Below are 15,283 nucleotides of genomic sequence, written 5' to 3'. Positions count from 1 at the left end.
ATCGTAATACCTGATTGAAAAATCGTATATAAACAGGGGGTTGTTCTGTACATGTACAAAACGTTGAAGCCGGGTTTGCTGGTGTTGGTCCTGTTGGTTGTTACGATGCTGAGCGCATGTTCTACGAAGTCCGAGCCGGCGGCTGAGCCTGTCGCTACGAGTGGAGGGTCAGGAGAGGCGGATCAACCGTTAACCAAAGTGAAAATTCAGCTGAAATGGGTGCCGCAGGCACAGTTTGCCGGGATTTATGCAGCGAAGGAAAAAGGTTTTTTTGCAGATGAAGGCATTGATGCCGAGATTATTCCGGGTGGTCCGGATATCGTGATTGAGCAGCAGGTGGTCAATGGCGCGGCCGATGTGGGAATCACAGGAGTAGATAGTCTGCTGGTCAGCCGGGATAACGGTCTGCCACTCGTCTCGCTCGCCCAGATCTCACAGAAAAGTAGCTATCGCTTGATCGCCAAGAAGTCCCTGGGTATTACTGATCCGGCTCAGATGAAAGGCAAGAAGGTTAGTACCTGGTTCGGCAGTCAGCAGTTTCAGGTGCTCGCTTTCATGGAGAAGAATGGCCTGGATCCGAAGAAGGACATTGAACTGGTGAAGCAGGGGTTCACGATGGATCAGTTTTTCAATGATCAGGTGGATGTAGCTACGGCGACGATCTATAACGAATATCACGTTGTACTGGAAAGTGGAACGAAAGAGTCCGATCTGGATGTGTTCAACATTGAAGATGCCGGTGTTGGCATGCTGGAGGATACGTTGATTGCCAAGAAGGATTGGGTGGACAGCAACCGTGAGCTTGCGGTCAAAGTGACTCGTGCCATTCTGAAAGGCTGGAATTACGCCATTGATCAACAGGATGAGACGGTGGATATCGTGATGAGTAATGTGACGGATGGCAGTACCACTCGTGAGCATCAGGTAACGATGCTGGAAGAGATTGCGAAGCTGATTCGCCCGGAAGGGTTTACGGAGCAGCAAGTCGGTAGCTTTGTGGATGAGTCATTTGCCCGAACTGCAGATATTGCACTGAACTATGGCCTAATCAAAAAAGCCGCCAACTTGGATGAAGCGCTGGAGAAAAGCATTTTTGAAGACGCGGTGAAATAAGCGTGGAACAAGCATTTACACGAGAACGAAGAGTGCAGGACCAATCTGAAGAAGCGAAGCGTGCGCCTTTATCCCCGGATTTTTCCTTAAGGAAAAAATGAATCTAGAAAATCTGGGGATAACAGCGATCGGAAGATGGTACTGCAATCGGAGTGGGTGAGTGTAAAGTCTGTAGGTCCAGCTTAAAGAGAGGAGGATGACGAATGAGTTCTGTGGATCAGCAGCCGCAGCCGCTTGGCGGTACGAAGGAAGAATGGCTGGAGAAAGATCGCAAATACGTGTGGCATCACATCTCGCCTCATAACGATCATCCGATGATTGCAGTGAGCGGGGAGGGCAGTTGGATCACCGATCAGGATGGTACGCGTTATCTGGATGCGATGTCGGGGCTCTGGTGTGTGAATGTGGGGCATGGCCGTGAGGAGATTGCGAGAAGTGCCTATGAACAGATGAAAGCACTCGCTTATGTACCGATGACGCAGAGTCACGAACCGGCGATTTTGCTGGCGGAGAAGCTGAATGACTGGCTGGAGGGGGAGTATCGAATATTCTTCTCCAACTCAGGTTCAGATGCGAATGAGGTGGCTTTCAAAATAGCCCGTCAATACCACCATCAGAATGGTGAGCCTACTCGGCACAAATTCATCTCCCGTCACCGTGCCTATCACGGCAACTCCATGGGCGCGCTGGGCGCCACCGGGCAAGCGGCCCGCAAGATCAAATACGAGCCGCTCGGCGTAGGTTTCTCTCATGTTCCACCACCGTATTGCTACCGCTGTCCGTTTGGACGAAACAAGGATGGATGCGGACTCGAATGTGCAACCATCTATGAAGAGGTGATTCGCTGGGAAGGTCCTGAGACGGTTGCCGCAGTAATTATGGAGCCAGTGATCACAGGAGGCGGCATGATTGTGCCCCCGCCAGATTACATGCGTACCGTGCAAGAGATCTGTCAGCGCTATGGGGTGTTGCTCATTGTCGATGAGGTCATCTGTGGTTTTGGCCGCTCTGGGCAGAAGTTTGGTCATCAGAACTATGGCGTACAGCCTGATATTGTGACGATGGCAAAAGGCATGACCAGTGCCTATTCGCCATTATCGGCAACGGCGGTGCGAGCCGATCTGTATGAGACGTTCCGGGAACCCGGCCCGGATGCCCATTTTCGCCATGTGAATACCTTTGGCGGCAATCCCGTATCCTGCCGGGTGGCACTGGCGAATCTGGAGATTCTGGAACGAGAGAATCTGGTCAGCCGGGCGGAGGAACTGGGATACCTGCTTCGTGAGAAGCTAGAACCTTTGCTGGAGCTGTCCATTGTGGGGGATATCCGTTCATTCGGATTCGCCTGTGGGGTGGAGTTGATTGAAGCAGACGGGTCTCCTGCAGAGGCGGATAAAGTAATGAAGGTACTCGCTAGTTGTAAAAGGGACGGCATTCTGATTGGCAAGAACGGCGATACCGTGCCGGGGTTTGCAAACATTTTGACGATCTCCCCACCGTTTGTCACCACCGAGGAGGAGTTGGATCTGATCGCTGGAAGTCTGCTCATTGCGCTACGTAGTCTGGACGCAGGGTAGTTGCCATGGATAGATAACACAAAAGGAGGCGAGGCAGGATGCAGACCACAACAGGCAAACTCATTAATCAGCTTCGGCTGAATGAGCGAATTGAGCAGTTGTCACGCATTGGACGAATCGCAGAGACGGGTGTATGCCGACTTGCCCTGACCCCGGAAGATATGGACGGCATCATACAGGTTCGTCTCTGGATGGAAAGTGCCGGTCTGACGACACGACTTGATGCCTTCGGCAATCTGATTGGTCGTCTGGAAGGGGCGGATCAGGCCCTGCCGATCCTCATGATTGGTTCCCACATCGACTCTCAGCCGTATGGCGGTCGCTATGATGGAGCAATTGGTGTGCTAGGCGCGCTCGAAGCGGTGCAATGCCTGATCGAAAATGGCATTCAGCCTCTTATGCCGATTGAGGTAGTTGCCTTTTGCGATGAAGAGGGTTCCCGTTTTAACAAAGGCCTGTTCGGCTCGCGTGGCATAACCGGTCAGTTGGAAGAGGGCGAACTGGAGCGGCAGGATAAAAACGGAGTGACTCGTCGGGAGGCGCTGGAAGCCTTCGGCTGTTCTCCTTCGGATTTTGAAGAGGCGACCTACCCGCCAGGTTCCATAGGCAGTTATCTGGAGTTGCACATTGAACAGGGGCCGGTGCTGGAAGCGTTGAATGCACCTGTAGGTCTGGTGACGGGCATCTCGGGCCCGCTGTGGCTTACGGTGACGATGAAAGGCATGGCCGGTCATGCGGGCTCCGTTCCGATGGGGATGCGGCATGATGCTTTGGTAGGTAGCGCCAAAGTCATTGCGGCTTTTGATGATATGGTGAGAGAAGATCCGGAAGCTCCAACCGTAGGTACGGTGGGAAGTCTGAGGGTGTTTCCAGACTCGCGTAACATCATCCCGGAGGAAGTCAGCTTCACGGTGGACTTGCGAGACATGGAGATGGAGCGTAGGAACCGACTTGAAGCCCGATTGATGAACATGTTGGATGACGTGAGTTTCCGATATGGTCTAACTTACTCGCTGACAGAGGATACGAATAGTGAGCCGCGGTATTGTGCAGAGCCAATCATGTCGGTGATTCGTTCATCCGCGGAAGAGATCGGGGTTACTTTGCCAGAACTGATGAGTGGTCCATTCCATGATGCGTTGGCCCTTTCGCTTGTGTGTGATTATGGCATGATCTTTGTCCGTAGCAAGGACGGTATCAGTCATCATCCCAGCGAATATTCCTCCCCGGAGGATATTGGACTCGGCACGGAAGTGTTGTATCGCACCATTCGGAGGATGTGCAGTGGAATGAACCCAGTAACCATTTTACCAGAGGAGGCGTTGTGACGTTATGGGCAAAATCAGCATCGGATTAATCCAGGCTTCTCATGAGATTGAAGGTTCGGCTCCCGTTGAGGTGCACAAAGAGGCTGCGGTTCAGAAGCACATTGCGCTGGTTCGTGAAGCTGCTGCAAGAGGGGCCAAAATCATTGGGTTACAGGAAGTATTCTATGGGCCGTACTTTTGTACAGAGCAAAGCCCCAAATGGTATGCATCCGCTGAATCGGTACCGGAAGGACCGACGACCAGACGGTTTCAGGAGCTGGCGAAGGAGCTTGCGGTGGTGATTATTTTACCTGTGTACGAGGTGGAGGGGATTGCTTCGTATTACAATACGGCAGCTGTCATTGATGCAGATGGTACGTATCTGGGCAAATATCGCAAACATCATATCCCGCATGTGGAAGCAGGTGAGGGTACGAATGGGTTTTGGGAAAAGTACTATTTCAAACCAGGTAACCTTGGGTTCCCGGTATTTGATACGGCCTACGCCAGAGTCGGCGTGTACATCTGTTATGATCGTCATTTTCCGGAAGGGGCTCGATTGCTCGGGCTCGCGGGGGCAGAGATTGTATTCAATCCGTCCGCTACGGTTGCGGGTACGTCGGAATATCTGTGGAAACTGGAACAGCCTGCTCATGCGGTAGCTAACGGCTATTATGTTGCAGCCATCAACCGGGTCGGTGTAGAAGCGCCGTGGAATATGGGTGAGTTTTATGGACAGTCGTACCTGGTCGACCCGCGAGGCAGGATGGTAGCGATAGGCAGCAGGGATCAGGATGAGGTCGTTATTGGCGAGATGGATACGGAGATGATTCGTGAGGTGCGTAATGTGTGGCAGTTCTACCGCGATCGCAGGCCGGAAACGTACGAACATCTGGTTAGTCTGTGAAAATAGCTGGAAACTAGCCCGATCAAACTTCAGGAGGTGCATGACATTGATGAACAGCTCAGGAACAACGTTATCCGATTATGGGTGGGAGAGTCGTTTTGCCGAGATGAAACCCGCCATGACAGGCAAGGAAGCGATGGAGGAATCAAACCGCTGTCTGTACTGTTACGATGCACCTTGTATCAAGGCCTGTCCAACCGACATCAACATCCCTTCTTTTATTAGCAAAATATCCACAGGGCACCTGAAAGGTTCGGCCCGCACCATCATGGATGCGAACCCGGTTGGAGCCAGCTGTGCACGTGTCTGTCCCACAGAGGAATTGTGTGAAGGCGCATGTGTGCTGAACGAATCGTCGAAGCCGATTCGCATCGGTGACTTGCAGCGTTACGCCACCGATTGGGCACGGGCGAAGAATGAGCCGTTATTCCAGGCAGCGCCTGCCAATGGGAGAACCGTCGCTGTTGTGGGAGCCGGGCCTGCGGGATTGTCGGCGGCACGTGAACTGGGGCGTGCAGGGTATGAGGTGACGATCTATGAAGCCAAACCCAAAGGCGGCGGGCTGAATACGTATGGCATCGTAGCTTTCCGTTTGCCCGAATCGGTTGCGCTATGGGAAGTGGAGCAGGTGGAGGCGCTTGGTGTACAGATCCGTTATGGAGTGCGCATCGGTGTGGATATTCCTGCTACGCAGTTGCTGGAGCAACATGAAGCGGTCATTCTGGCCTGTGGCATGGGTTCAGTACCTATGCTGGGCATTGAAGGGGAGACACTCGAAGGTGTCTATGATGCCATTGAACTGGTGGAGTCTACCAAGCAGGGTGTTCCGCCTGCGTTAAATGGTCTGAAGGTCGCCGTTATTGGCGCGGGTAATACGGCGGTAGATGCAGCAACCTGTTCAGTACGTCTTGGTGCCGAGCGGGTGCAGATGTTATATCGGCGTGGGGAAAGCCAGATGACGGCGTATGCGTTTGAATATACGTTTGCCAAGCAGGAGGGTGTGGAGTTCCGCTGGTTTACGATGCCGCAGCGTATTATTGGAGACGAGAACGGTCGGGTTCAAGCTGTGGAATGCGTGAAAATGGAGCTGATTACTCCGCCTGGTGGTGGGCGTGCGTTGCCCGTGCCTGTGGAGGGATCGGAGTTCATGATTGAATGTGATACGGTCATCCGGGCGATTGGGCAGCATCGGCTATTACCATTAATCGAAGCGTTTGGGCTGCGTCACCACTGGGGTGTCGTTGAGATTGAACCTCATACGTATCGTACCTCGCATCCTCAGATCTATGCGGCAGGAGATGTTATTTTTGGTCAGGGCCAGGGTGAGGCGATGGTTGTCTCGGCTGCACAGCAGGGTAAGCTTGCTGCTGCGGCAGTCATGAAGGCGTTGCCTGGACAGGTGGAAGAGACGGCGTGAGTTGTGAGGGAGACAAAGAAAAGTGGAGAGTGCACGGAAAGCGTGGAAGGAGAGGCGCGGGTGGGAGGGCGCAAGGGACTGCTAGAGTGTTGAAGGTGTAGATCCGAGCGAGAGGTCTGGTGTGGTGTCCCTGACACGCTAACGAACCCTACACACCTTATCGTGGCAATTATGGAGGATTAGAAAATCTAACGAATCTCACACGTCTTATTTTGATAAAAATCGTTGAAATGAAGCCGAAATGAGCTGATACAGCTAAATAAGGCTGCTACGATTCGTAAGATTTTGAATTCACCGCATAGGGACGGAATAAGAGGTCTACGGTTCGTGAGAATTTAGGTGTTATCCAAAAACACCATTACTACGCAGAGATCCTGAGCATGACCAAATATTCCAGTGTAACTATATAAGTTGAACTAATCATTTACACGATAACGGAGAGGACAGAAGGAACCTGAAGAAACGGAGCTAAAAGCTTTCTGAAGGAAAGCTGCATCGGAAGCATAGGCTAGCCTTTATCCCCGGATTTTCCCTTTCGGAAAAGGGAATCAAAAAAATCTGGGGATAACAGCGATTGGAAGGTTATTCTGTCATCGTAGTGTCAGTGTAAATAATCTTTAGTTCAACTTATATAGTAAGTTCAAACAACACCAAGGAGGGATCGTTATGGCTGACTTATCCATTAATCTGGCAGGTATTCGATCACCCAATCCATTCTGGCTGGCTTCTGCACCACCGACCAATACGGGATATCAGGTTCAGCGTGCGTTCGAGGCGGGCTGGGGTGGGGCGGTATGGAAGACGCTGGGTGAGCCCATTATCAATACATCCTCCCGTTTCGCGGCGGTCCATTTTGGTGGGCAACGGGTGGCGGGTTTTAACAATATTGAATTGATATCCGATCGTCCGTTGGAAGTGAACCTGCGGGAGATTGCCGAGACCAAGAAACGCTTCCCGGATCGTGCGGTTGTCGCTTCACTCATGGTGGAACCTACGCGAGAGAAGTGGCATGAGATTGTCAAAAAGGTGGAGGCCGTCGGCGTCGATGGCCTGGAGCTGAACTTTGGCTGCCCGCATGGCATGGCCGAACGTGGTATGGGAGCTGCCTCTGGTCAGCAGCCGGACCTGGTCGAACTACAGACGATGTGGGTGAAGGAAGTGGCGACCACACCGGTGATTGTGAAGCTCACGCCGAATATCACGGATATTACGGCGACAGCCCGGGCAGCTGTACGAGGTGGCGCGGATGCGATCTCCTTGATCAATACCATTAACTCTCTCGCGGGTGTGGATCTGGATTCGTGGAATACCGTGCCGCATGTGGGCGGCAAAGGAGCACACGGTGGATACTGTGGCCCAGCAGTGAAGCCCATTGCACTGAACATGGTTGCCGAGTGTGCCCGTAATCCTGAAGTTGGTGTACCGATCTCAGGGATTGGTGGCATATCCGACTGGCGGGATACCGCAGAGTTTCTGCTCATGGGCGCTACAGGGGTCCAAGTATGTACCGCAGCCATGCATCATGGATTTCGCATTGTGGAGGACATGATTGATGGGCTGAATGATTATCTGGATGAAAAGGGTCTTAGCAGCGTTGCAGAACTGGTAGGTCAGACCGTTCCGCGTTATTCGGATTGGGGCAATCTCGATCTGAACTACAAAGTCGTCGCCCGCATCAACCGCGATGTCTGCATCAATTGCAACAAATGCCATATTGCTTGTGAGGACACCTCGCATCAATGTATTGATATGTTGACCGACCCGTCCGGCTCCTATCTGGAAGTGGTGGAAGAAGACTGTGTTGGCTGCAATCTGTGTTCGATCGTTTGCCCGGTGGATGGGGCAATTGAGATGGTTGAACTTGTACCAGAGCAGGAACCTGTAACCTGGAATGAACGTCAGTCTGCAATTGCGATGCTGCAATCGGTTAGAGATCAATCAACCAAGGAGGCGATATCATGAGTACCCGCAAATTGATTCGTAACGGTGTTTTGGTCACAGCGTCAGATACCTTTGAAGCAGATATTTTGATCGAAAAGGGTAAAATCACACAGATTGGCATCGGACTGGTGCCTGATGAACGAACGGAGATTGTGGACGCTTCCGGCTGTTATGTCATTCCGGGCGGGATCGATCCACATACCCATCTGGATATGCCATTCGGTGGAACCGTAACGGCGGATGATTTTGCGACGGGAACGACAGCAGCAGCCTTTGGCGGTACAACGACGATCATTGATTTCTGCCTGACACAAAAAGGCCGTCCATTGATCGAATCCCTCCAGGAGTGGCATGCCAAAGCGGAGGGGAAAGCCGCCATCGACTATGGTTTCCATCTCATGATCGGCGAGATGAATGATCAGGTGCTGGAAGAGCTGCCGCAGATCATTGAAGAAGAGGGTGTGTCATCCTTCAAGGTGTTCATGGCGTATAAAAACCAGTTTCAGGCCGATGACGGGATTCTCTTCCAGACGTTGCAAAAGGCAAAAGAGTACGGCGCACTCGTTATGGTTCATGCCGAGAACGGGGATGTCATTGACCTGCTGGTTCGACAGGCGCTCGCCGAAGGGCGCACGGAGCCAATTCATCATGCATTGACTCGTCCATCCATGCTGGAGGGAGAAGCAACAGGCAGGGCGGCCCGGTTGGCTGCGCTTGCGGATTCACAGCTGTATGTCGTACATGTGACCTGTGCGGAAGCGGTGGAGCAGATTGCGCGCATGCGTGAAATGGGCTATCGGATCTGGGGGGAGACCTGTCCTCAGTATTTGACGTTGGATCAATCGATCATGGATCAGCCAAACTTCGAGGGTGCAAAGTATGTCTGGTCACCACCGCTGCGGGAATCAGCCCATCAGGAAGTGCTCTGGAACGCATTGAAAAGTGGTCAGTTGCAGACAATTGGCTCCGATCATTGCTCATTTAATTTCAAAGGGCAGAAGGACCTGGGCAAGGATGATTTCAGCAAAATTCCGAACGGGGGGCCTGTCATCGAAGATCGCCTCAGCATTCTATATTCGGAAGGTGTAGTCAAAGGAAGGATCACACTCAATCAGTGGGTCGATCTTTGTTCGACAAGAGCGAGCAAGTTATTTGGATTATTTCCGCAGAAAGGTACTCTGGCTGTCGGGACAGATGCGGATATTGTTATTTTTGATCCATCTGTAAACAGGGTGATTTCAGCAGAAACGCATCATATGAACGTGGATTACAGCGCATTTGAAGGTATGCAGGTACAGGGATGTCCAGTGACGGTGTTGTGCCGAGGGGAGTATGTTATTCGTGATCGGCAATTTGCCGGATTGGCAGGGGCGGGGCAGTATGTGAAGCGTGACAAATACGATGAGGGTATAACTATACCGTTGAGGCAGCCCGTGACCGCAGTGAATGGAGGGAGAAGCTGATGTCGGATCATGATGTGTTCGAAGCGGAGAGGAACGCCATAGAGCGAATGGTTGCACAGGGGTATCGGATCTATGCGGTACGGGAACATCTGGAGGGTGCTCACGTCATATGGGGGCACCCGGATCTTCCCGAAGAGAAACAAGAGCAATACGTGGGCACGGCGTCTGGACGGAAGTGGTTCAGTCATATTCTGATTCGTCAGCTTCAGGAGCAGCGGGGCGCTTAGACCATGCCCAGCTCTTCACGCGATTGGACCATGAACATATTCATAGGCGTAGATGGCAAGTTCGATCGCAACCCTTTTCTCGGGGAGGATGTAGTCTTCTCCCAGAAGGGCTTCGATTTTGTCCAAACGGTGATAAAGCGTCTGTCTAACGATGTATAGAGCGGTGGCCGTCTCTTGCTTGGAGCAGCACAGGACCAAATATTGCTTGAGGGTACGCAGCAGCTGACCTCCTTTCTCCACATCGTAACGAATGAGTGGCCCCAGATATTCTTCGATAAAATCATCCAGATTACCGCTTTGTTTCATGCTGGCAATGATGCGATAACAATGAAGGTTACTGTAAAAGGGCTGCTGCATCTCGCCGATGTCCTTCTGAATTCGCAGTGTCTCCTTCGCGGAATCCAGGCTATCCTTAAGACGGGAGAGGTCCGCGCAGCTAGGACCGATACCGAACAGGCCTGAGAAGAGGCGATGGGTCTGTTCCTGCTCGTGCTGCTGCAGCTGTTCGATGCAGCGCCATAGACTGCTTTTGCGCTGAGATCCAGGCAGTGGGTCGAGTATGATAAGAATGATCTGGTGGTTCAGAACTGTACTGTAGAGGGTGAAGTTCTCCCGAGCGAACACGGAACGGGCGACGATGTTGCGTTGGATCAATAATTTCTGAAGTCTGAGGCTGTCTGTGTATGCGGGGTTGCTGTCAAATAAGATAATGGTGGCTTTGCTCGTTGCGAGAAGGGGATTAACGGCAGATACATATTCATGAATTTCCTTCGTGGAGTGGTGTCCGTTAAGCCAGTCAATGACCCACATATCTTCTTTGTAGCGACGTTTCTCTTCCATGTACTTGGTTCGCATCCAGTCCTGGGCAATCGCCGCCGCGCAACGTTCCAGTGCCTGAATGATGAATTCATCCGAAGGTTTGATCGGTATGCTTGAATCGTGATCTCGCAGCTTTTGATGCATCAGCACAAGGTCGGCAAAGGTGTAGTCCAACGCCTGAACAGGCATGCTGATCACATCCAATGCGCTCTCCGTGTATGCTTTTAACGCTGTAATATGCTCCTCCGCCGGCTGTCCTCGCTGTAAAAACCAATCCTGCCGTCGAGTCTCCAGCTCCTCTGGAGGGCAGTAGGGAACGGTGCTTGCTTCCCCTTCAAGTGGATATAACGCCACGGCACATCCGGTTGTACGTGACAATAATCGAAGCAGAGGTTGTACGCCATCTCCATTCAGAAGAAGTTGGTTAAAGGAGGTGGTGAGACTATCGAGTTCGGCAATCATCCGCTGATGACTGCGAATCAAGGTGAAGTGCAAGTCTTGCGTAATATCGATATAACGGACTTGTTCGTGGAACCAGATCAGCGGGAAATCCGCGGCGACTGCAATTTCTTTCATCGCACCGAGCTGCGATTTGGTGTGATCCCCCAGTTCCATACAGAGTCCGGCAGCCCCACGTGCAATTAACTGACGCAAAAAAGACAGGCCGTGCTGCTCACCTTCCTGCCAGCCAATGCCTGTCGTAAGTACCAATTCCCCGCCATTGAGCAAGTCCCCTACCTCAGGAACCTCCATGATATGAACCCAGCGAACATACCGCTCCAGCGCGCGATCACTAGCCAGAACTTCCGCCTTGCGAAATACGGGACGTTTTAGCATGTCTCTGATCTGAATATGAAGCATTGTCTCCCCCACACAACCACCATCCTTCCCCAATCACATGTGATCTATCTGAAGTCTGGAATCCGTCAACTTACATAATTAATCCATATTATAATTCCATTTACAGCTGATGGGCTGAAATCTCACGTTCATTTGTTTCAAATGACAAACAGATCTATTCTTTTTGTGATTTTGATTAAAATGAAGAATTATATGTCAGTCTATGTATCGTGTGAATTTACATCAGCATTTTGCATAATTCGATTCCAATTGCTCAGGGGATTTATGCAAAATGCTTACATAAAAAAAAGCCCCTTAGCATCACATAGGAATTCAATCATTCCAATATGCGCTAAGGGACGAGAGGTTAGAGCGTACAGTCTGTATTAAGTTGTTCTTGAATCGTTAGATGAGAACGACGCTCTACTTCTTAATCTTCGATTCTTTTCTTTTTAAATTTCATCAGGAACTCATATACAATCGGTACGATAACCAGTGTGAGCAGCGTGGAGCTGATCAGACCGCCGATTACAGTGATTCCGAGTCCTTTGGAGATGATACCGGCACTCTCTTCGAGACCCGTTACCAATGGCAACAGGGCACCGATGGTCGCGAGAGCGGTCATCAGAATTGGACGCAGACGTGTTGCACCGGCTTCCAGCAAGGCTTCACGGGTAGGCATACCCTCTTTTTCCTTGTGAATAACACGGTCGATCAATACGATAGCGTTGGTGACCACGATTCCGATGAGCATCAGTCCACCCATCATGGCGGAGACGTCAAGCGTACCACCAGCGATGAACAGACCTACCATAATACCGATAACCGTAAATGGCAGGGAGAACAGGATTGCGAATGGTGCTAATCCGCCGCCGAATGTAACAACGAGCACGAAGTATACAATGGCGATGGCTGCCAGCATGGCAAGACCCAGTTGAGTAAACGTATCATTAATCTGTTCGGTTGTACCGCCGAACTTCACTTCAACGCCATCAGGCAGATCCAGTTTGTCGATCTCAGCCTGTAAGCTACTCGAAGCTTTCGTTACATCCGAAGCCAAGATGTTGGCTGTAACTTGTACAACAACCTTACCATCAATTTGCATGATGGAGTTCGGGGACGTACCTTCTTCCACTTTGGCAACATCTTTGATTGGTACTTCGATGCCAAGCGGTGAAGTGACGGTTTCATCCTCAATTTCATCAATACTGCTGAATGTTTTGTTGTCTGTTTCTACATATACTTTATACGTTTTGTTATCAATATCGACTTCTGTGAGCACAGGACGTTCACGTGCCGGGCTCAGCGCCATAGCCAGCTGACCAGCAGTCAGGCCTAGGGAACTCAATTTCTCCTGATCTGCCACGAGCGTATACTGCCCGTAGGTGTCAGCGAGTGTGGTGTCTGCTTTTTCAAAATTATCCGTATCCGCTTCAACCAGTTTCAGAATTTCGTCCGATACAGGTTTGAGTTGCTCTACATTATCGCCATAGATGGATAGGCTCAGGCCACTGCCACCCAGACCGCCGGACATGTCGAGCTCATTCCAGGTTCCTACGGTAACTTCTTTCTTCAGACCTTCGACAAGCTGTTCCTTCACTTTGGTAAAGTCTTTCGTATCTTCGTTATATTCAATATAGAAGAGAGCCGAGTTTCCGCCACCGCCACCCATACTGCTCAGTGGGTTCGTGCCGCCGATGGAATATTGCATTTTCTCCAGACCTGGTTGTTCCAACAACCACTTCTCGGCAACGAGTGCTTCTTTTTCGACATCTTCACGCAAAGCTCCGGTTTGTGGGCTGTACGTAATAGTCACGTATTTATCCTGTTGTTCTGGCAAGAAGCTTGCACCGATGAACGGGTACAGGAACAAACTGCCGACCAGCAAGATCACTGCAATACTGACTGTGATGAGTTTGTGTGAAAGGGTCCAGTTCAGCAGGCGTTTGTAACCTTCCGCCATCTTGCCTGGTTTTTCTTCGTGATTTTGCTTGTTCTTCAACCCTTTACGGAACAGGGTATGCGCAAGCATTGGCACGATAGTAATGGCAACGATCAGGGATGCCAGCAAGGCGAATACCATGGTCAGTGCAAATGGCAGGAACAACTCGCCCACCATACCGCTTACCAATGCCAGTGGCAGGAATACCGCAATCGTTACGATGGTGGAAGAAAGGATTGGCACAAACATCTCGCGCGTTGCTTCACGAACCAGTTCACGGCCTTTCAGTTTCTCACCTTTGAGTGTTAATCTGCGGTAGATGTTCTCAATAACAACGATGGAGTCATCGACAACCCGTCCGATGGCAACCGTCATGGCACCCAGCGTCATCATGTTCAAGGTAATATCCATCATATTGAGCGCAGTCAATGCCATCAGCAAGGAGAGCGGGATCGAGATAATGGAGATAATGGTTGAACGAATATTACGCAGGAACAGCAGGATGATCAGGATGGCAAACAAGGCGCCAAATACGGCTTTGCCCAGCATCGTGTTCACCGAGTCCTGAATCGGCTTACCTTGGTCAAGCAGTACAGTCAAATCTGCGTTTTTGAACTGCGTCTGCAATTCTTCCGCTTTATCTTTGACTGCGTTAACGACATCAACCGTGTTGGCATCGTTGGATTTTACAACGGAAATACCGATCGATTCCTTGCCGTCTGTCCGGGAAATGGATTCCGCTTGACCGATGACTTCGATTTTGGCAATTTCACTTAGTTTTACAGTTGGAATGCCCGGCGCGTTGGCAGCGCCTGAAGGACTACCTACACTGGCATTACCGCCGGCAGCTTGACCTGCAGCCTGGTCTGTTCCTTGTGCCGAGCCAGGAGTGGTACCTTGACCAGCTTCACCAGCTGGTGCTCCAGAGCCTTGTGGGGCTGCGCTTGCACCATTGCCTGCGGAAGCTCCGGCACCGCCGGGTACGACTGGAATGGCAAGGTTTTTCAGATCATCGATGTCGATGATGTTTCCATCTACTACAACGGCCTTCTGGGATTTATCCAGTTCAAACAGTCCAAGGGGCACACGAATGGACGAACCTTGAACGATGCCGTTTACCGTATCTTCAGTTAGGCCCAGCTCGGCCATTTTAGCTTGGTCAAACTTCAATTGAACTTCTTTCACATATTGACCGGACACCTGAACCTGAGCTACACCGTCAATATCTTCGAGTGCAGGCTGAATATCCGATTCAACCAGTCGTGTCAATTGTTCCAGGTCACCGCCGTCCTTGTCGGACAAGCTCAGAGATACAACCGGGAAAGAGTTAATGCTGAACTTGGAAATGGTCGGCTTCTGTACGCTGTCAGGCAATTGAACTTCATTCAGTGCCTCACGAACAGTTGCTGTCGCGTTGGTCAGATCTGTTCCATAATCAAATTCGAGTGTGATCGATGCTGCGTTCTCCATGGAAGTGGAGGTAACTGTCTTCACGCCATCTACATTACGTAGTTTTACTTCCAGCGGCTTCGTGACATCTTCAACAATTCCCTCCGGTGCAGCCCCCGGATCAATGGCAGTGACATTCAGAAACGGTACGTTGATGTTCGGGATGGTCTCTTGTTTCATCGTCAATCCGCTGTACAAACCTGCGAAAGAGATGATAATCGTCAGAATCCAGATCGCAAACTTGTTGTTCAGTGAAAAATTAATAATACCTTTCATACGTT

At 51.0% G+C, this 15,283-nt stretch carries 10 protein-coding genes; 8 read left to right on the top strand and 2 right to left on the bottom strand.

The window, feature by feature from the left end:
- Positions 1-51 precede the first annotated feature (51 nt).
- The 8 genes from NYE45_RS27640 to NYE45_RS27605 all read left to right on the top strand — a co-directional run bounded on the left by NYE45_RS27640 (position 52) and on the right by NYE45_RS27605 (position 9,952).
- Entirely contained in the window at positions 52-1,113 is a 1,062-nt protein-coding gene (locus tag NYE45_RS27640; RefSeq protein WP_340014738.1) for an ABC transporter substrate-binding protein, read from the top strand.
- Between the two features lie 203 nt (positions 1,114-1,316).
- Positions 1,317-2,690 (top strand): aspartate aminotransferase family protein, encoded by a 1,374-nt coding sequence (locus tag NYE45_RS27635; protein WP_340014737.1) that lies wholly within the window; start codon positions 1,317-1,319, stop codon positions 2,688-2,690.
- A 38-nt stretch (positions 2,691-2,728) separates the two neighbouring features.
- Entirely contained in the window at positions 2,729-4,018 is a 1,290-nt protein-coding gene (locus NYE45_RS27630; protein ID WP_340014735.1) for a M20 family metallo-hydrolase, read from the top strand.
- A 4-nt stretch (positions 4,019-4,022) separates the two neighbouring features.
- On the top strand, positions 4,023-4,904 hold the full coding sequence (locus NYE45_RS27625) for a nitrilase-related carbon-nitrogen hydrolase (RefSeq protein ID WP_340014733.1): 882 nt from the start codon (positions 4,023-4,025) through the stop codon (positions 4,902-4,904).
- Positions 4,905-4,953: 49 nt separating this feature from the next.
- Positions 4,954-6,321, top strand: a complete 1,368-nt coding sequence (locus NYE45_RS27620; protein ID WP_340017447.1) for an NAD(P)-dependent oxidoreductase — start codon at positions 4,954-4,956, stop codon at positions 6,319-6,321.
- Positions 6,322-6,987: 666 nt separating this feature from the next.
- The gene (gene preA, locus NYE45_RS27615) at positions 6,988-8,283 is read left to right on the top strand and encodes an NAD-dependent dihydropyrimidine dehydrogenase subunit PreA (RefSeq protein WP_062836927.1); all 1,296 of its coding nucleotides are present in this window, start codon (positions 6,988-6,990) and stop codon (positions 8,281-8,283) included.
- Positions 8,280-9,725, top strand: coding sequence for a dihydropyrimidinase (hydA, locus tag NYE45_RS27610; protein WP_340014732.1), 1,446 nt, complete (start codon positions 8,280-8,282; stop codon positions 9,723-9,725). Before preA ends, hydA begins: the two co-directional genes overlap by 4 nt.
- Complete coding sequence (locus NYE45_RS27605; protein WP_340014731.1) at positions 9,725-9,952, top strand: hypothetical protein; 228 nt, start codon at positions 9,725-9,727, stop codon at positions 9,950-9,952. Before hydA ends, NYE45_RS27605 begins: the two co-directional genes overlap by 1 nt.
- 15 nt (positions 9,953-9,967) lie before the next feature.
- Here NYE45_RS27605 and NYE45_RS27600 read toward each other — a convergent pair whose 3' ends face one another.
- Entirely contained in the window at positions 9,968-11,632 is a 1,665-nt protein-coding gene (locus NYE45_RS27600) for a PucR family transcriptional regulator (protein ID WP_340014730.1), read from the bottom strand.
- A gap of 409 nt (positions 11,633-12,041) precedes the next feature.
- Positions 12,042-15,278, bottom strand: coding sequence for an efflux RND transporter permease subunit (locus tag NYE45_RS27595; protein WP_340014728.1), 3,237 nt, complete (start codon positions 15,276-15,278; stop codon positions 12,042-12,044).
- Between the last annotated feature and the right edge of the window lie 5 nt (positions 15,279-15,283).

Source organism: Paenibacillus sp. FSL K6-1318, from assembly GCF_037976905.1.
GTDB classification, from domain to species: Bacteria; Bacillota; Bacilli; order Paenibacillales; family Paenibacillaceae; genus Paenibacillus; species Paenibacillus amylolyticus_A.
Note: the sequence above shows the minus strand (reverse complement) of the source record. Positions and strands in the feature narration are given on the sequence as shown.